This is a genomic window from Streptomyces sp. AB3(2024) (assembly GCF_041862025.1).
GTDB lineage: Bacteria > Actinomycetota > Actinomycetes > Streptomycetales > Streptomycetaceae > Streptomyces.
Genome location: NZ_JBGWAB010000155.1, coordinates 1 through 16,979 on the forward strand (window position 1 = coordinate 1; position 16,979 = coordinate 16,979).

Consider the following 16,979-nt stretch of genomic DNA (forward strand, 5'->3'; position numbering starts at 1 on the left):
CCACCGGTACGAAACCACCCGTGGACCGCGCACAGCGCACCGCAGACACACGAAAACGCCCGGCCGGGACCACCCGCCGGGCGTTTTCCCATGCCCGCAGCCCACTCCGCGCCCTCCCCGCACGCTTCGCACCGGCGGCGCCGATGCGGGTGTGGGCACCTGCGCGGAGGGGAGGGCAGGTGCCCACGGGGCGGCCGGGGCCGCTCGCCGACCGGCCGCTTTCTCAGCGTAGGTCCGTCGCCGAGGGGTCTGCCAGGACAGCGGGCACGCACACCCGCGCACGGAACGGTCTCCGTCGGGATAATGGGAGCTTGTGGCCCTCACGTTCTTCGACGCGGGACGGCTGGCGCGTGATCTGTACGCCGCCGCGAGCCAGGACGCGGGCCCCGGCGGGCAGGGGGCCGGGATCTCCCGGGTGCTCGCCCCCCTCCTGCCCCACGACGGGCTCAGTCTGGTGGCCACCGATGCGGCGACCGGGCTCGGCCTCGGGAGCTTCAGCTTCTGGCACGAGTACGCCCCCTCGCTCGTCTCCGACCTCGTCATGCACCGCTACCGGGGCGGCGACCCGTACCGCCCCGCGGCGCTCGCCGGACTGCCCACCCCGGCCGCCGTGATCGGCCCGCCGGGCGACGGCCCCTTGGACCCGCGGGTGTGCGAGCTCCTCACCGCGCACGGGGCGGGCTCCGAGCTGCGGCTGCTCCTCCGGGACCGGCACGGGGTATGGGGTGCGCTCGGGCTGCTGCGCTGCGCCGGTGCCTGCCCCTTCAGCCGCGAAGACCTCCAGCGGGCGGCCCGCCTCGGGCCGGCCCTCGTCGCCGCCCTGCGTCGTTACGTGACCGAGGGCCCCCTCTTCCCCGTGGCCCCCGCGCTTCCCGCCGGGGTGGTGACGGTGGGCCCCGACCACACGATCAGGGCGGTCAGCCCCCAGGCACGGCACTGGCTGGACCGCCTGTCCTCGCCGAGCGGACACATCTTCCCGGAGTGGATCCCCGACGCGTTCCTCGTCGCGCTCTCCCTCGCCGCACGCTCGCGCGCGCACGACACGGGTGCCTGGGTTCCGCTGGTGTGTGCCCCTCCCGTCGTCTGCGGGCGATGGATGACCCTCCAGGGCCAGCCGCTCGACGCGGACGCCGGCGGAGATGTCGCCGTGGTCCTCCAGGGGGCGGCCGGAGACCTCGTGATGCCGTCGTTCTGCGCCTGGTACGGGATCACCCCGCGCGAGCGCGCCACCCTCGGTGAACTGCGCACGGGCGCAGCCGTCAAACAGATCGCCCGGCGCCTCGACCTGTCTCCGTACACGGTCAACGACCACCTCAAGGCCCTGTTCCGCAAGACGGGCGCCGACGGCCGCGACGAACTCATCGCCGCGCTGACCCGCTGACCCCCCCCGACCGGCAGCCTGTCCATCCCCCACTTCAGGGGGTCGCGGCGGCGCCGGACCGGCCCACCATGGGAAGGGAAACCGGAACGCGCGGGGGCGGCCCGCCCAGTGGAGCGGGAGAGGCAGGGATTCCCCTGTCTCCCTCAGCCGCCGAAATGCACGGACCGGCCCGCCCGGGATCCCCTCGGGCGCCGCGCGCGGACCCCGACATGCGTCCGTCGCCGTGCCGGGATCCCCACCTCATCGAAGGGAAACGGAAATGACGCACACCGATCTCCGTGGGCCCGCGACCGGAAACGCGGCCGGCGGCAGCAACGGGAACGCCGCGCCCGACCAGGCGATCCGGCCCAGCGGGGGCAGCGGCCGGGGCGAGGCGCGGGAGGACTTCCAGCAAGTCGGCTACTACTACAACCTGAGCGGTCACGGTGTCTTCGAACGGCTTCTGGAGGCACCGGGCGTTGGGGCCTACACCGGGGTGTTCGCCACCGTCACGGAGGTGTACCCCCCGACCGACAGGGCCTTCATGGGAGGCGCGGTCATGACCGTGCACAACGTCGTGCCGCTCGAAGGCGGCCGCGTACAGATCCGCGTGGACGCGGGCTGGCCGCAGGACATTCCCGTCAGGGTCAGCCTCCAGTACTTCGCCTGAGCCCTGCCGACCACCCGTCAAAGCCGGGAAGGGGCTGCCACCGCGCGGACGGGCACGACCTGCTCGTCCGCGTCGTGACGGTCGGCGGCGCCGGTCAGCCCATGAGCAGGAGGCGGGTCTGCGGGACGAGCTTCCGGTTCACGCTGGTGCTCTGTACGAATATCGTGAACTCGTCGTTGTGGTCCGGCTTGACGCGTACCTCCGTGGCGGGCAGGCCCAGAAGGGCGCGGGCCTCCGGCCCGGCGTACACCCGGTCGGTCTTCTTCTCCAGCACCGCGATCTGCTTCCGTGCCTGGATCTTCTCCGACTTGCTGAGCTGGTAGAAGGCCTCGCCGGTGCGGTACGTGTGTCCGGACTCGATGACCCACTCCCGGATCGCCGCATCACGGTCCACCGGGAGCAGCCGGTACTGACCCGGGTCCACCGGGGTGAGTCCGGCCGCCTTGATGGTGTCCTTGTTGACGGCCTCCGCACCCATGGAGAACACGGCGCGCGATCCCCGGATGCCCTTGGTGCGGCCCACCATGAACTTCTCGGTGGCCTCACGGATGACCTGCCCGGCCTCCTCCAGACCCTGCGTGCTGGTGGCGTCCCAGATGGCGATGTTCTCCTTCGGGAAGCCGTACTGCATGGCCTCCCGCCTGCCCATCTGGTCGGGCACCAGGACGGCCAGGGTCCAGTTGTCCTCCTGCTTCGCGATCATCTCGGCCACGGCCTTGACCAGTGCGCGCGGATCGCTGTGGGGAGCGTCCTGGCAGCGGTGGCTCGCGTTCTCCTGACCGTCGGTCAGCACGAAGGTAAGGAAGCTGTGGTCGCCGTACAGCTGGGCCGTCTGCGCCAGCTCGCGCTGTGACTTCAGGGCGGCCGCCAGCAGGGCCGTCATTCCCCCCACCCGGTACAGCTGCTTCAGGGACGGCATCCGCAGCACGTCCTTGTCGTAGATGACGCACTGCACGGTGTCGGCGAACACGTACACCGTGACACGGGTTTCCTGGTCCAGTTCCTGCGACCGGCGGGCCAGGTAGGCGATCTGCTGGTCGGCCACCTCGATGACCTTGCCGCGCATGTGTGACATGGACGAACTGGCATCCAGCACGAGAGCGACGTGATTGATGTAGTTCTGGTTTCCGGACATGTCCGCTCCCCCTCATGGCGTTTCGATGTCCTCACCCTCGCACCCGCCACTGACAATCGGCCCTGGCTCCGGGCCCGGCCGGACGCCCCGTCGCGCTACGGCCGGGCCGGGGCCCGTCGTGGTCTCCCGGTGGCACCGAGGTCGGCCAGGACCTCGCGGGCGGCCCTTGCCCCGGAGGCCAGCGCGCCCTGGAGGGAACCGGTCGCCCGGTGGTCGCCGCAGACGTATCGGCCGGGGCCGAAGCGGGTCGTCCTGGTCAGGGGCAGTGGCGGGGGCATGGCGGGCAGCGCGTCGCGGACGGTGCAGCGGTGCACCGATTCCCAGGCGTCGGTGTCGGTGTCGTACGCCTCCGCGAGCGCGGCCCGGACCGCAGCCTCCTCCGCGGAGCCGGGAGTGCCGAGGACGGAGGTGGAGATCAGGGCCCGGCCGTCGGGGGCGTAGCCGGAGTGGACCTCGCTGAGCACGCAGGTGTTGAGGAACCGGCGCCGGGTGTCGACGAGCAGGGTGGGCTCGTGCAGGGGAGAGCGGGGGGCGGCGTGGTAGAGGGTGGTGACGGTGCGTCCGGCGGGGACGGCGAGTCCGGGCAGCAGCCCGGCCGCCGCCGACTGGCCGGTGGCGACGACGACCGCGTCGGCCCGGCGTCGCGTGCCGTCGGCCAGGACCACACCGTCACCGTCCTCGGCGAGGCGGGCGACCGGAGTCCCACGGCTCAGCACACCGGCGGGGAGGCCGTCGGCGAGCTGGGCGGGCACGGCGCCGATCCCCTCGGCCGGCAGGCACAGGGTGCCCCGGAGCATGCTGCGCCACACGAAGTGGAAGAACCGGGAGGAGGTCTCCAGCTCGTCCTCCAGGAACACACCGGACAGGAAGGGCCGGAAGAAGGACTCGACCAGGTCGGCGGAGAATCCCGCGTCGGCCAGGGCGGTCAGGGTGGTCCGCTCGGGGCGCGCCCGCAGCCGGCGGGGCGCAAGGAGCGCGTCCCGCGCCGCCAGGACACCGAGCGAGGTCAGGTCGCGGGCCGAGGCCAACCGGCCCGGGAGCAGGTCGCGGCTTTCACCGGGGCGCCGGGTGGGATCGGTGAACCGGCACAGGCGCCCACCGCCGGTGTGGACGAGTACGCCCGGGGTGAAGGGTCGCAGGCGCAGCGGCCTGAGGGCGATGCGCCGTTTGACCTGTGGGTAGGACGTGTTGAACACCTGGAAGCCACGGTCGAGGACGAAGCCGGAGACACGGTCGGTGCGCATGCGCCCGCCGACCGCTTCGGCCGCTTCCAACAGGCTGACGCCGGCGCCCGAGGCGAGCAGGTCGGCGGCGCACGCGAGTCCCGCCGCGCCCGCACCGACCACGATCACCTGCTTGCCGCGGCCGTCCCCGCCACCACGGTCCTGGCCGTCTCGCCCCATGCGCGGTCACCTCTCATCGGCCTCTCGATCCCCTCCGTGGGGAGACGCCACGTCGCGGGGAAGGTCCTGTTCCCGGGGCACACCGGTCGCTTCCCCTCGGGTGGCGCACCCTGGTCACGGCCATCACGTCTCCCCCCTTGCTTCGCCCGGGGCCGGCCCCGTGGATGCACCTACTCGCCGCCGGGTGGTGCTGTGGGGACGAGGAAGAGGTGGTCGCGGTAGCACCAGGCCCAGCTCTCCCCGCTCCCGTAGGACTCGGCGATGGGGTGGGACGAAGACTCCGCGTGCGCGTGGGCGTGGCGGCCGGGTGAACTGTCGCAGCAGCCCACCTCTCCGCAGGTCAGGCAGCGCAGCAGCCGGTGCCACGGCGTTCCGAGCGCCAGACAGGCGGCGCAGCCCCGCTCCGTGGCGCTGTCGGTGGGCAGCGGGGCCTGGTCGAGGTGGACGCACGTGGCGCCGTCGGGTCGTCCGCCGTCGGGGGCGGTGCGCCACCGTGGGGCCTGGCCGTGAGGACCGCTCATGACCTTCCTCCCTCGGGGTGCGGCTCGCCGGCGGCAGAGGGGCGTCGGGGTCTCCGAACCACCATAAGCGGCTGCCGGGCGGACGGGGCGGACGGCTGGCCGAAATCGAACGGGTGTCACCTGCGTGTCTGTTCCAATCGAGCCATGACTGACACGTTTCGATCCTTGGGTCCATTGGTACGGGTGGACGGTCGTTGGCTGTTGGGCGATCCCGGGCGGCCGGGTGGTGGCGCCTGGGTGGAGTTCCGCGAGGACGGTATGCGCGCCCACGCGCGGGACTCCTCGACGGAGCTGATCCCCTGGTCGAGGATCATGCTCGGGATGGGCGTCGTCATCGGCGCCAGGTACCCCGGGAGATCCGAAACGGTCACCCTGCTCGGTATGGCCGCCGGCCTGCCGGGCCCCTTGAGGGGGAGGCGGGGCGGCTATCTGCACATGACCGTGCGCCACCCGTACGAGGACCGCCAGATCTTCTTCGACCGCCATCCGCAGTGGTATCCCCTCGCGGAGGTGACCTTCCTCGAAGCCCTCCTGACCCACTTGGTCGCCGAGGGTGAGACCCGCCGACTCGCGGACACGGCCTGGCTCGACCGCGTGGTCACCCGGCTGCCTCCGCTGAAGCTGATGACGTCGCGGGCCGCACTGCGGGAGCTGCTGTCGCGGGCGGTGGAGGAGGGGGCGGGCTGAGCCGGTCGGCGCCCGTCAGGGGCGTTGCCCCATCCTGCGGCGGAGGCTGTCGTAGATCGGCTCGCTCTCCAGGTGGTCGGCGGTGACCGTCGCCGCGAAGCACGCGACGAGCAGCGGGAGCCACAGCGAGACCGCGCCCGTCATCTCCGCGACCAGGACCATGCCGGTGACCGGTGCGCGGACGACTCCGGTGAACAGGGCGGCCATGCCCACCACGGCGAACGCGGCCGGCCCCGGCGCGTGTGCGGGCAGCACGGGCGCGGCGAGCGCGTGGGCCAGCGTCCCCCACAGGGCGCCGATCCGTCAGCGCGTCGCCGCCACCAGCCAGCAGCGGGTCCGCGGCCATCAGCGCGCCGACCACGGCGCCGATCCCGGCGGCGCGCAGCGGCACCGGTACCCGCGTCATCCGGTCGCACAGTTCGAGCGTTCCCACGACCAGGTGGGCGTACGCGGCGCCGAGGGCCCCGGCGGCCACGCCGAACAGCAGGAACGCCGGCAGCGTCCACAGGGGTGGGGTCGCGAGGTCCGGCATCGGGAAGGCGGGGGCGTCGCCCACGATCAGCTCGGCGCAGGCCACGGAGGTGACGGTGCCGAGCAGCGTCAACAGCACCAGACGGGGCCGGAACGATCGGGTCACCTCCTCGCAGACGAACAGCAGCCCGCCCAACGGGGCCGAGAACGCGGCGGCCAGGCCCGCCCCGCCGAGCGCGGTGTGCAGCAGCCGGGCGTCCTCGGGCCCGAGCCTGCCGTGCCGGCCGGCCAGGACCCCGATGGCGGCGCCCATGTGGACGGTCGGGCCCTCCCGCCCCAGGACCAGGCCGGAGCCGATCGCGACGAGGCCACCGGCGAACTTCGCGGGCAGCAGCAGCCAGGGGTGGACGTCGCTCTCCTGCCGCCACACCGCTTCCACGTGCTGGATGCCGCTGCCGGCCGCGTACGGGACCCGCCGGGCGATGAGGGTGGGCGACCAGGGCGCACGACGCGGTCAGGGCGATCGGAACCAGTACCCCGGCGGCTCCGAGCCCGGCAGCGGCCCCCAGCAGCGCGCGGCGGAGCACGTCGGCCCGCTCCAGGCACCACCGCAAGCCGCCGCCCACCGGCCCGACCAGGCATCCCGCCGCCGCGGTGACCGCGAAGGCGCGTACGTCCGCCGCGAGAGGGGGCCGGTCACCGGGCATGGGCCACCCCTCCTACGAGCCGCACGGACCTGTGGGCAGAGCCTCCCCGCTCGGGCGGCCGGGGCGGCGCACCGCGCTGTGGCAGGACCGCCCGCCACCCCGACCGGCCGAACGGGTGGCGGAAGGGCGGCGGCGACCGTACGGGCCTTCGGGCTCCTCCCGCCCGACGGGATCCGGCCCACCGGCAGGCGGCCGCCGGCCTCGATGTGCCCCGTACGGGCTCAGCTTCCGCCGAGGACGATGGCGTACGCCGCCTCCCGGACCTCCTGCTCCGGGTGACGGCGCAGTCCGACGACGGCGGAGCGGCAGGCGTCCGGCCATCCCTGGCGGGCTCCGAGGGCCGTGGCGAGGCCGACGGCGAGGAGGCCCCGCACGAGATCGCCGTCGCCGCTCAGGTCACCGACGGCGGCCAGGGCCGCGGCGGGGTCGGCGAGCGGAGGTCCGTACCGGTGCGCCTCCTCAAGGTCCCCGGCCACCCGGAACGCGAGGACGGGTCGGCCCTCGACCACGGCCGTCAGCCCACGGAGCGAGCGCCGCAGCCCGGCGGCGTCGGCTTCCAGGTCGACCGCCCGTACCAGGAGGGAGGTACGGGCGGCGGTCACCGCCGGATCGGCCGCCAGTCGCCGGGCCAGGGCCGCGCACGTCCGGTGGTCCCCGGCCGCCGGGCCGACGAGGGATTCCAGGCGACGGCGTGCCGGCAGATCGTCCTCGCGCCCACCGCCCTCCGGTTCCCCGGCCGCGATGAGGACCAGCAGCCGGTCCACGACATCGTGCAGGAGGCTCCCGGGCTCCACACCACCGATCGGGTGGGGCAGTCCGGAGCGGGCCAGCTCCATCAGGGCGGACCTCGCCCGCCACGGACGCCGGGGCGAGGCGAGGTCGGTGTAGACGTCCACCAGCGCCGCGCCGGCCGCGGGCGTGTACCGCGCCCAGTCACCGAGCACCGACAGGGCGAGATCCGGCGCCTGCCCCTCGGCGACGAAGGGCAGCCGTGCGAGGAGCTCGCCGTACCGGGGCCGGTCCGCCGCGGGCAGCTCCGTCGGGTCCGGTTCCGTGAGGGCGCGCCGGGCGGCATCGGGCCCGTCGGTGACCGCCGATTCCAGCAGGCCCCACATCTCCTCGGCGGGCAGCAGCGCCGGGGCCAGACCGAGCACCGTGACGCGCACGTCCGGATGGGTGCCGGGGGTGCGCGCCACCGTGGACAGGAGTCGGACGGCGGCGGCCGGGGACAGGTGGCGGGCGGTGAGCCGGGCGGCCGCTTTGCGGACGGTGACCTTGACCCCGCGTTCGCGGGTCAGGACGTCATGGAACAGAGCCGCGAGCCGGCTGGGCCGGGCGTGGGCGGCCGCCCGGCCGGCCGCGGACCAGGCGGCCACGGCGCCGTCGTCGCCCGCGTGGTCGAGGAGGACGGCGAGGGCCGAGGCCGGGTCGTCCGTGTGGGCGGCCGGTGCCAGGGCGGCCCCCGTGAGCGCGGCCGACGTCAGAGCGGCCTCGGCGCGGCCGGCCGGGGAATCCGCCGCCTTCTGGGGCCCCGGCGCGCCGGCGGCGTACCGCTGGATCAGGGCCCGCCCGTGTGCCGGGACCGGGGCCACCGCCCGCAGCAGCGCGGCGCGTTCGTCGAGGCCCCGGCCGGAATCGGCGATGGCGTCGGCGGCCAGCCGGACCGCGTCCCGTTGCTGCCGGGGCAGCCACCGGTCGGCGTACCGGAAGGGGGGAAGGGTCCGGGGAGCGCCGGCCGCCGGGAACCGGCCGCCCGGGACGGGACTCCCGGTCAGCGCGAGATCCAGCAAGTCGGTGCGCTCCGCGGCGACCACGGCGAGGACCGGGGGCAGGAAGACGGCCGAGGGCTCCCGCTCCAGCAGCCGGGCCACGCGGTGGCCGCGGGTCGCCGGATCGGCCAGCCAGGCTGCGGCGGCCTCGCCGAAGATCCCGTCCGGGCAGGTGCGCAGCGCCTGTTCGAGCCGGTCCTGGAGTTCCGGGATCCGGTACGCGTGGTGCCCGAAGGACGTGATCAGTGCGAGCAGGGGCGCGAAGTCCCCGCGGGCGGCGGTCCGGTCCAGCCACGGGCCGAGCGCGTCGAGCAGGGCGCGCGTCCCGCCGCCCGGCGAGACGTCTCCCGGGCGGCGGAGGACGACCGTACCGGTGTGCGCGGTCAGCGCCTCGATGATGCGCACCGCGGTCCGCGGGGCGGTGGCACCGCGGTGCTCGCCGCCGGGCGCGTCCCCGGAGGCGAGGAGGTTCACGGCGAGGGAGCGGACCGTGTCCCGGCTCAGGGCCGAGCAGTCCCGGGCCCGCAGGGCGTCCCGGCAGAGCCGTTCCAGGCAGTCGGCCCCGGTACGGTCCCCGGAGGGCGGAACGGTCGTGGCGGTCCCGGGGGACACCGTGGCCGGGTCGGCGTCGAGGGCCGCGGCGAGGAGCGGCACCGGCAGCTCGTCGAAGGCGGACAGGGCCTCCTGCCGTACGGGGTCACGCTCGTTGGCCAGCCGGCCGGCGGCCAGCGCCAGGACCGTGGCGACCTCCACCGGATCACCGGTGAGGCCGGCGTTGACGCTCAGCCGTTCCCAGATCGTCCCGCGCGCGTCGGCGTCGTTCGTGTCGAGGGCGGCCAGGAGTTCGGGGCGGGCCTCGGCGGGCGGCAGCAGCGCGAGGGATCCCCAGAGCGGCCAGTCCGTCGTGCCCTCGGCGCGCAGCGCCTCGACCGCGGCGCGGGCCCGGCCGTGCCGTTCGGCGGCCGGCAGCCGGGCGAGCACCCCTTCGTGCGCACGGACGTTGCCGCCGGGACGGCCCGCGTCGACGACGGCGTCGACGAAGGCCGGTCGCCGCGCCGGTGGCACCGACCGCAGCAGCAGGCCGAAGGCCCCCCGGTGGAACCACAGGGCCCCGAGCCGGGGCAGGGACGCCGGGTCCGCCGACACCAGCCGGTGCATGACCGCCCGGCCGGGCGTGCGCTCCCACCGCCCGACCGCCCGGCGGGGGTCGGCGAACCAACGGGCGACCCGCTCGGCGTCCACGGCCACGAGGTCGCCCAGCCGGTCGTGGACCGGACCGGGAAGACCGTCCGGGCCGCTGCGCTCCAGCAGGTCCAGCACCCGCTCCGGTGCGGCGGGCAGGGCGGCGGCGATCGCGGTGGCGTGCCGGCGCCACCAGAGGTCGCGCGACCGGGAGGGCAGACCGTCGAGTTCCCGCTCCGCGTGGTCGAGGACCGCGCCGGGGTGGCGGACGGCGAGTGCGCTCCAGTCCTCGTACGCGAGCGCCCCCGCGAGTTCGGGAAGCACTCGCGCGGTGAACTCCCGCGAGCAGCCCGCCAGCAGGCGGGCCGCGTCCCGGTCGCCGTACTCGGCGCGCACCCGCGGCACCAGCCGCTCGGCCAGTCCGGGCCGCCGCCCGTCACGCAGCAGCCGCACGAGCCCGGCCCGGACCACGGCGGGAGCGTCCTCGTAAGCGGCCTCGACGGCGGCGTCCGGGACGGGCAGCCGCCGCGCGCCGCGCAAGGCGTAGCGGCGGACCACCGGGTCGGGATCGGCGAGCCGGGCCGCCAGGTACCCCGGTTTCCCGGCGGTCAGGGCGGCCAGCGCGGCGAGGCGGCGCTCGTAGGGGCCCAGGGCGTCCAGCTCGGTGAGCAGGGGGCCCAGTCGCCCCCGGGCGGAGAGCCGGTGGGCGGTGACGGCGGTGTACCGGAGCCGGGCGGCGTGCGGCAGGGGTTCGAGGGCGGCGAGCAGCTCGCCGACGGTGGAGATCATCACGGGCATTGTCTCCGACGGCGCGTCCTCACTCCCACCGGATTTCGGGCCACCGGCGCACCCGGCCGCAGCACCTCGACGCGCCCGTGTCCGGCCGCCACCGACTCGCCGCCGCCCGCGCACTCGCCCGCTCGCCAGGGCGGGCGGGCGAGCGGATCTTTCCCCACCGGACGCGGAATACATCGGCCGCACCCCCTGTTGGCGGGTATGGTTGAATCGTAAACAACTTTGGAAGGGGAGCCATGCAGTTCGGGATCTTCACCGTCGGCGACGTCACGGCCGATCCGACGACCGGGCGCGTACCCAGCGAGCACGAGCGCATCAAGTCCATGCTCGCCATCGCGCAGAAGGCCGAGGAGGTCGGCCTGGATGTCTTCGCCACCGGTGAGCACCACAACCCGCCCTTCGTCCCCTCCTCGCCGACCACGATGCTCGGCTACATCGCCGCGCGCACCGAGAACCTGATCCTCTCCACGTCGACCACGCTGATCACCACGAACGACCCGGTGAAGATCGCCGAGGACTTCGCGATGCTCCAGCACGTCGCGGACGGCCGCGTCGACCTGATGATGGGCCGCGGCAACACCGGACCGGTCTACCCCTGGTTCGGCAAGGACATCCGCGACGGGATCGACCTCGCCATCGAGAACTACGCGCTGCTGCGCCGCCTGTGGGACGAGGAAACCGTCACCTGGAAGGGCAAGTTCCGCACCCCGCTGCAGTCCTTCACCTCGACGCCCCGCCCGCTGGGCGGCGTCGCACCCTTCGTCTGGCACGGCTCCATCCGCTCGCCCGAGATCGCCGAGCAGGCCGCCTACTACGGCGACGGTTTCTTCCACAACAACATCTTCTGGCCGCCCTCCCACACCCGGCGGATGGTCGAGCTGTACCGGCAGCGCTACGCCCACTACGGCCACGGCACCCCCGAGCAGGCCATCGTCGGACTCGGGGGCCAGGTGTTCATGCGCGCGAACTCCCAGGACGCGGTGCGCGAGTTCCGCCCCTACTTCGACAACGCCCCGGTCTACGGCCACGGCCCGTCGCTGGAGGAGTTCTCCTCCCAGACCCCGCTGACCGTCGGCTCCCCGCAGCAGGTCATCGAACGGACCCTCTCCTTCCGTGACTACGCCGGCGACTACCAGCGCCAGCTGTTCCTCATCGACCACGCGGGCCTGCCCCTGAAAACCGTCCTGGAGCAGCTCGACCTGCTCGGCGAGGAGGTCGTGCCGGTGCTGCGCAAGGAGTTCGCGAACCTGCGTCCCGCCGGAGTGCCGGACGCGCCCACGCACCGGGCCCGCGTGACCGCGGCCCGGGAGAACGCGGAGGAGGGGACGCGGGCATGAAGACCGTCGTCGTATCGGCGGGGCTGGGCTCGCCCTCCTCGACCCGCCTGCACGGCCGGACGCGGGGGCGGGCCGCGTCACCCGGAACGCGCAGTCACCCCCTTCTTCGCCTGCGGAAAGGGCGGGGCGTGTGGTTTCCTGGGCCCCGCCACGCAGCGTCACGGGACGACTGCACGAAGTGAAGGGGATGTTGTCGTGAGCGTTCTGGACATCAAGCTGGACCGGTCGTTCGATGTCTTCGACTCGGACCGGGACGGGCGGCTCGTGAAGTCGGACGTCATCGGCCTCTCGGACAGGCTCGCCGAGTCGCACGGCCTGGCCCCGGACGCCCTGGCCGGCCTGAGGGAATCGCTGGCGGACCTCTGGGACACCGTCTTCCAGGCGATGGACAGGAACGATGACGGAGCGGTGGACCGGCAGGAGTTCCGGGCGGCCTTCCGGGCGCGGATCGTCTCGGACCGGAACAGGATCTGGGAGCGCATCAGGACGATGAGCAACGCCTGGACCGAGCTCGCCGACCGCGACCGCGACGGCATGCTGAGCCGTGACGAGTACACCTCTCTGCTCCACGGCATGTTCCGCCTGCCCCGCGAGACCTTCGACGAGGCGTTCGACCGGCTGGACGTGGACGGGGACGGGCAGTTGAGCCGTGACGAGATCAGCTCCGCCATGAAGGAGTACTACACGAGCGAGAACCACTCGGCCCCCGGGAACCAGTTCTTCGGCCGCCTCTGAGGAGTCCGCAGGATCCGCAGGGTCCGCAGGGGGGCACCGCCATGCCCCCTGCGGCCCCGCCGGCCCGCCGTCGCACCTGCGGAGTTCCGGCGCCGCCGAGCCGATTCGTATCGGGCCGCCGCTCGTTGAGGAGCAAGAGGAAGCAGATCTCCCAAGACCTATCTGGAGGACCTCTTGATGGCCGCCGAAGCCGCACTGCCGGTGATCGTTCTCTCCGACTCCGATCCGCTCCGCCGGCACGAGACGGCCGAGCTGGTGCAAAGCTGGTACCGGACGTCGTTCCGCGTGCTGCAGGTCGGAGGCCCGGCGGAGGTGGCGAGGGCGCTGGACTCACTGGCCGACCGGCGGGTACCCGTCGCCGCCGTGCTCGCCGATGAGGCCCCCGACCCCGCTGCGGCGCACCCCGGTGTGCGCTGGCTGTCGCTGAGCGGACGTTCCGACGCCGTGCCCGGCGCGCGCACCGCACCGGCCGGGAGCGACGAGAACCCGGCCGAGCACCTCCGTGGTGCCCTCGACGACTCCCTGTGCACCTGGAACGCCGACTTCCGCGGCGATCTGCCGACGGCCGAGGTGCGCGGCAGCCGCTTCTCGCCCGCCGCCTACGCGGTACGGGACTTCCTCGGCCGCAGCGGGGTCATCTTCCGCTGGCTGCCCGACGAGGACGTACGGGACGCCCCGGTGCGCGTCCGGCTCGGCGACGGCACCGAGCTCGTGGATCCCCCGATCAGTGAACTGGCCGAACGGCTCGGTCTCATCAGGCCGGCCGAGCAGGACCACTACGACGTCGCGGTGATCGGCGGTGGCCCCGGAGGACTCTCCGCGGCCGTGTACGCCGCCGCCGAGGGCATGAGCGTCGTCGTGATCGAGGACGACGCGCCCGGTGGGCAGGCGGGCTCGACCTCACGGATCGAGAACTACCTCGGGTTCCCCGTGGGCCTCACCGGTGGGGACCTCGCCCAGCGGGCCCTGCAGCAGGCCCGCAGGGCCCGCGTCGAATGGCAGCCCACCCGGGTGGCCGGCCGGGTGACCCCGACGGACACGGGCGGCCACGCCGTCGAGTTCACCAAGGCGGGCACCGACGAGAAGGCCTCGGTGACCGCGGCCGCTGTGGTCGTCGCCACGGGCGTGGACTGGAACCGCCTCACGGCTCCCGGCGTCGACCGCCTCCTCAACTCCGGCGTGTACTACGGATCGTGCCTGTCCGACGCCCCCTCCACCGTGGGGGAGGACGTGTACATGGTGGGCGCGGGCAACTCCGCCGGACAGGCCGCCCTCTACTTCGCGCGCTACGCCCGCAGCGTCACCCTGCTGGTCCGGGGCACCGACCTCGGCGCTTCCATGTCGAGCTACCTGGTGCAGCGCATCGAGCGGACCCCGGGCCTGAAGGTCCTGCTGGGCACCGAGGTGGCCGAATGCCTGGGCGGGACCACCCTCACCGGGCTCCGGCTCCGCGAGCGCGCGGGCGCGGGCGCCGAGCGAACGGTCTCCGCGCACTGCCTGTACGTCCTGATCGGCGGCCGCCCCTCGACCGAGTGGCTCGGCGGCACGCTGAGGCTGGACGACCGCGGGTACGTCCTGACCGGCAGCGGCGGGGCCGGGCCGGAGGCGCTGCCGATGGAGACCAGCCTGCCCGGGGTCTTCGCCGTGGGCGATGTGCGGTCCGGATCCGTGAAGCGGGTCGGCGCCGCGGTGGGCGAAGGAGCCGCGGTCGCGCAGTCCCTGGTCGAGTACCGGCGGCGCTGTCCCGAGCGCTTCCAGGACGCGCGGGCGTCCTGCGGCTTCTGACCGGCCCCGCCGGCCAGACCCGGACGGCCCCGGGCGCGGGCAGCTCGCGGGGCCGTCCGGGTCTGCTCAGGTGGTGCCCGGGGCGGGCACGACGCGGGTGGTCAGGCAGAGGTTGGCGGCCTTCCTGACGCACTGCGGGACCAGGAACATGCTGTGGTCGTCGCCCTCCCGGGCCAGGACCACGCTGCCCGCCACCGGGGCCCCGGCCCTGACCGGTGCGGCCGGGAGCGGCCGGCCGAGGCAGCCTGCGAGGGCCTTGTACGAGCGCACCGCGGCGAGGACGGTCATCAGCACGCAGAGCGCGGCCGCCGTCCGGCCCACGCGCCTGCGGTGCCTGGTCACGGTCGTCGTCATGGCGGTTCTTCCGCGAGGTGACGTGCTCAGACGCTGTCGGGGACCCAGGAACCGTGGATGCCCCCGGGTACCCGGCGCGGCAGGTGGACGGCGGCGACCTGTTCCAGGCCCGAGGCGTCGAGGACCAGCAGCTGCGAGGCGTCCTGCTTGAGGTCGGAGACGACGGTCAGCAGATAGCCGTCGTCCTCGCACGTGGCGTCCGCCGCGGGTACGAAGACGGCCTCGCCCGGCATCCGGGCATCGCCGACCCGGCGGACCCGGCGGGCGCCGCTGGTGCGGTCGTACTTGACGACGCCGTAGCCGCCGAAGCCCTTTTCGTCGGGGAAGGAGATGGCGTACTGGTAGCGGTTCTCGGCACCCAGGTAGGCCTCGTTGAGGGTCGGGAACTCCACCGGCAGGTCGTCGATGATCTGCTCGGCGACCGTACCCTCGGCCAGGTCGACGACCCAGCGGCGGGTGTAGGAGCGGGAGGCGGGCTCGCTGCCGCGGCCGGGCGCGCCGACCCACCAGTTCCAGGAGAGCCGGAAGCCCTCGCGGTCCACGGTGGGGCCTTCCAGGACGATGCGGCCCTGATCGTCCTCGTAGGCGTTGGAGACGTGCAGCATGTTGCCCGGTTCGATGGAGAACCAGCGGACGCGGCGGGCACCGTCCGCGCCGCGCGGCATCACGCCGATCCGGGCGGGCTGCCCGTCGATCCAGGAGTAGGGGATGCCGGAGTGCTCGGCGGGATCGAAGGTGACGTTGCCCTCGACGAAGACCACGTGGCGGCGGGTGATCGCGAAGTCGTGCTTGAGGGAGGCCGTGGCTCCCGGGACCTCGGCGCTGTCGGTGATCCCGCCCTTGGCGTCGGCGACGTAGTACGTCAGGAACGGGGGGAAGGGCGAGGACCCGAAGAAGTGGAGCTCGCCGGTGGCCGGGTCCTCCTTGGGGTGCGCGGTCATCGCGGAGGTGAGTTTGCCGCCGAAGTCGTACGCGCCGACGGTCTCCAGTTCGGGTGTGAGTTCGAAGGGGAGGTTGGCCTCGCAGAGGGCGAGCAGGCGTCCGCCGTGTTCGATGATGTGGGTGCCGGCGGTGCTGGCGGTCAGGTCGGGGCCGTGCTCGGTCATGTAGGGGGCGCCGTCGAGGGCGGGGGTGTGGACCCAGCGGTTGCGGTACCACTCGGCGCGCCCGTCGCGCAGCCGGATGCCGTGGACCATGCCGCTGCCCTTGAACCAGTGGGTGGGCGTGATCCCGGGCTTCGGGTTGTGGCCGTTGCGGATCAGGCGGCCGGTGAGCTCGGGCGGCAGGGTTCCCTCGACGGTCAGGCCGGTGGCGGTGACCTCGTCGGCGACGGGGGTGTAGTGGCCGGTCAGGTACGGCTTCGGGGTGGTGGTGTTCATGACGGGGACGGACCTCTTCCGGTGAACGGGGTGAATGGGGCGAACGGGTGGGTGCTCAGGCGGCCCGCGGTGTCTGTTCGGCCGGGCCGGCGTGCTCGGGCCGTTCGGCGCGGGCCTTGAGGAGGGAGAGCCAGTTGTCGAGCGAGTCGTGGAGGGCCTTGCGGAGGTCGTCGGGCGCGGCGTCGACCGGGGCCCCGCTCCAGGACTCCTCGGTGCGGACGACGACGTGGTCGCCGCCCTGTTCGAAGGTCCACACGTGAACGCCGTCGATGCCCGAGGCCGGGCCGCCCCAGACGATGCGCCGGCCGTGGACCAGCTCCCGCACGGTGGAGGTGATGGCCAGGCCGTGCGTGCGCCAGCTGAAGGAGCCGCCGGGCAGGAGCGGGCCGTCGAGCCCGGCCTCTTCGATGTCCGTGTTCCAGTCGGGCCAGGCGGCGATGTCGGTGTGCAGCTCCCACACCGTCGCGAGCGGGGCGTGGATGTCGATGCTCAGACGGACGATGACGGGAGCGGTCTCGTCGATGGTGACCATGGCGGTGCTTCCTGTCTGTGGAGGGGATGGACGGGTGCGGGGTGGCGGCCGGCTGACCCGGCGGTTCAGCCGGACACGGGAGGGCGGGCGGCGTGGGCGCCGCGAGCGGGGTGGACGGGGTCGACGGCGATACGGGGGGCGGGCGCGGCCGCCGCAG

The 16,979-nt window shown here is 73.9% G+C and carries 14 protein-coding genes and 1 pseudogene; 6 read left to right on the top strand and 9 right to left on the bottom strand.

The annotated features are described in order from the left end of the window. Positions 1-313 precede the first annotated feature (313 nt). Together ACEPPI_RS35620 and ACEPPI_RS35625 are read left to right on the top strand one after the other, a co-directional pair. Positions 314-1,381: a response regulator transcription factor gene (locus tag ACEPPI_RS35620; protein WP_373919405.1), complete on the top strand. Its 1,068-nt coding sequence runs from the start codon at positions 314-316 to the stop codon at positions 1,379-1,381. A gap of 259 nt (positions 1,382-1,640) precedes the next feature. Further along, entirely contained in the window at positions 1,641-2,030 is a 390-nt protein-coding gene (locus ACEPPI_RS35625; RefSeq protein ID WP_373919406.1) for a hypothetical protein, read from the top strand. A 94-nt stretch (positions 2,031-2,124) separates the two neighbouring features. Here ACEPPI_RS35625 and ACEPPI_RS35630 read toward each other — a convergent pair whose 3' ends face one another. From ACEPPI_RS35630 to ACEPPI_RS35640, 3 genes are all read right to left on the bottom strand, one after another. After that, a complete protein-coding gene (locus ACEPPI_RS35630) occupies positions 2,125-3,165 on the bottom strand; it encodes a vWA domain-containing protein (RefSeq protein WP_373919407.1) in 1,041 nt (346 codons plus the stop codon). 95 nt (positions 3,166-3,260) lie between these two features. After that, positions 3,261-4,568 (bottom strand): NAD(P)/FAD-dependent oxidoreductase, encoded by a 1,308-nt coding sequence (locus tag ACEPPI_RS35635; RefSeq protein WP_373919408.1) that lies wholly within the window; start codon positions 4,566-4,568, stop codon positions 3,261-3,263. A 170-nt stretch (positions 4,569-4,738) separates the two neighbouring features. After that, entirely contained in the window at positions 4,739-5,089 is a 351-nt protein-coding gene (locus ACEPPI_RS35640) for a UBP-type zinc finger domain-containing protein (protein WP_373919409.1), read from the bottom strand. Positions 5,090-5,272: 183 nt separating this feature from the next. Here ACEPPI_RS35640 and ACEPPI_RS35645 point away from each other — a divergent pair, with 183 nt between their 5' ends. Then, complete coding sequence (locus ACEPPI_RS35645) at positions 5,273-5,776, top strand: hypothetical protein (RefSeq protein ID WP_373919410.1); 504 nt, start codon at positions 5,273-5,275, stop codon at positions 5,774-5,776. Positions 5,777-5,791: 15 nt separating this feature from the next. Here the strand turns inward: ACEPPI_RS35645 and ACEPPI_RS35650 are convergent, their stop codons facing one another. From ACEPPI_RS35650 to ACEPPI_RS35660, 3 genes and pseudogenes are all read right to left on the bottom strand, one after another. Next, entirely contained in the window at positions 5,792-6,076 is a 285-nt protein-coding gene (locus ACEPPI_RS35650) for a chloride channel protein (protein WP_373919418.1), read from the bottom strand. A 13-nt stretch (positions 6,077-6,089) separates the two neighbouring features. Next, positions 6,090-6,731 (bottom strand): annotated as a pseudogene (locus ACEPPI_RS35655) (chloride channel protein); the annotation flags it as partial. A gap of 444 nt (positions 6,732-7,175) precedes the next feature. Further along, positions 7,176-10,694 (bottom strand): hypothetical protein, encoded by a 3,519-nt coding sequence (locus tag ACEPPI_RS35660; RefSeq protein ID WP_373919411.1) that lies wholly within the window; start codon positions 10,692-10,694, stop codon positions 7,176-7,178. Positions 10,695-10,936: 242 nt separating this feature from the next. Here ACEPPI_RS35660 and ACEPPI_RS35665 point away from each other — a divergent pair, with 242 nt between their 5' ends. From ACEPPI_RS35665 to ACEPPI_RS35675, 3 genes are all read left to right on the top strand, one after another. Further along, positions 10,937-12,037, top strand: a complete 1,101-nt coding sequence (locus ACEPPI_RS35665; RefSeq protein ID WP_373919412.1) for an LLM class flavin-dependent oxidoreductase — start codon at positions 10,937-10,939, stop codon at positions 12,035-12,037. A gap of 195 nt (positions 12,038-12,232) precedes the next feature. Next, complete coding sequence (locus tag ACEPPI_RS35670; protein WP_373919413.1) at positions 12,233-12,772, top strand: EF-hand domain-containing protein; 540 nt, start codon at positions 12,233-12,235, stop codon at positions 12,770-12,772. A 177-nt stretch (positions 12,773-12,949) separates the two neighbouring features. Next, the gene (locus ACEPPI_RS35675) at positions 12,950-14,557 is read left to right on the top strand and encodes an NAD(P)/FAD-dependent oxidoreductase (RefSeq protein WP_373919414.1); all 1,608 of its coding nucleotides are present in this window, start codon (positions 12,950-12,952) and stop codon (positions 14,555-14,557) included. A gap of 66 nt (positions 14,558-14,623) precedes the next feature. Here ACEPPI_RS35675 and ACEPPI_RS35680 read toward each other — a convergent pair whose 3' ends face one another. The 3 genes from ACEPPI_RS35680 to ACEPPI_RS35690 are packed head-to-tail and all read right to left on the bottom strand — an operon-like array spanning position 14,624 to position 16,822. After that, the gene (locus ACEPPI_RS35680) at positions 14,624-14,911 is read right to left on the bottom strand and encodes a hypothetical protein (RefSeq protein WP_373919415.1); all 288 of its coding nucleotides are present in this window, start codon (positions 14,909-14,911) and stop codon (positions 14,624-14,626) included. Positions 14,912-14,937: 26 nt separating this feature from the next. Further along, the gene (locus tag ACEPPI_RS35685; RefSeq protein ID WP_373919416.1) at positions 14,938-16,290 is read right to left on the bottom strand and encodes a carotenoid oxygenase family protein; all 1,353 of its coding nucleotides are present in this window, start codon (positions 16,288-16,290) and stop codon (positions 14,938-14,940) included. Positions 16,291-16,345: 55 nt separating this feature from the next. Then, positions 16,346-16,822, bottom strand: coding sequence for an SRPBCC family protein (locus ACEPPI_RS35690; RefSeq protein WP_373919417.1), 477 nt, complete (start codon positions 16,820-16,822; stop codon positions 16,346-16,348). Between the last annotated feature and the right edge of the window lie 157 nt (positions 16,823-16,979).

Excerpts from the sequence above, each read along its gene's own strand:
- ACEPPI_RS35625 (WP_373919406.1), top strand. The coding sequence starts at position 1,641 with ATGACGCACACCGATCTCCGTGGGCCCGCGACCGGAAACGCGGCCGGC.
- ACEPPI_RS35630 (WP_373919407.1), bottom strand. The coding sequence starts at position 3,165 with ATGTCCGGAAACCAGAACTACATCAATCACGTCGCTCTCGTGCTGGAT.
- ACEPPI_RS35635 (WP_373919408.1), bottom strand. The coding sequence starts at position 4,568 with ATGGGGCGAGACGGCCAGGACCGTGGTGGCGGGGACGGCCGCGGCAAG.
- ACEPPI_RS35640 (WP_373919409.1), bottom strand. The coding sequence starts at position 5,089 with ATGAGCGGTCCTCACGGCCAGGCCCCACGGTGGCGCACCGCCCCCGAC.
- ACEPPI_RS35660 (WP_373919411.1), bottom strand. The coding sequence starts at position 10,694 with ATGATCTCCACCGTCGGCGAGCTGCTCGCCGCCCTCGAACCCCTGCCG.
- ACEPPI_RS35665 (WP_373919412.1), top strand. The coding sequence starts at position 10,937 with ATGCAGTTCGGGATCTTCACCGTCGGCGACGTCACGGCCGATCCGACG.
- ACEPPI_RS35675 (WP_373919414.1), top strand. The coding sequence starts at position 12,950 with ATGGCCGCCGAAGCCGCACTGCCGGTGATCGTTCTCTCCGACTCCGAT.
- ACEPPI_RS35680 (WP_373919415.1), bottom strand. The coding sequence starts at position 14,911 with ATGACGACGACCGTGACCAGGCACCGCAGGCGCGTGGGCCGGACGGCG.
- ACEPPI_RS35685 (WP_373919416.1), bottom strand. The coding sequence starts at position 16,290 with ATGAACACCACCACCCCGAAGCCGTACCTGACCGGCCACTACACCCCC.
- ACEPPI_RS35690 (WP_373919417.1), bottom strand. The coding sequence starts at position 16,822 with ATGGTCACCATCGACGAGACCGCTCCCGTCATCGTCCGTCTGAGCATC.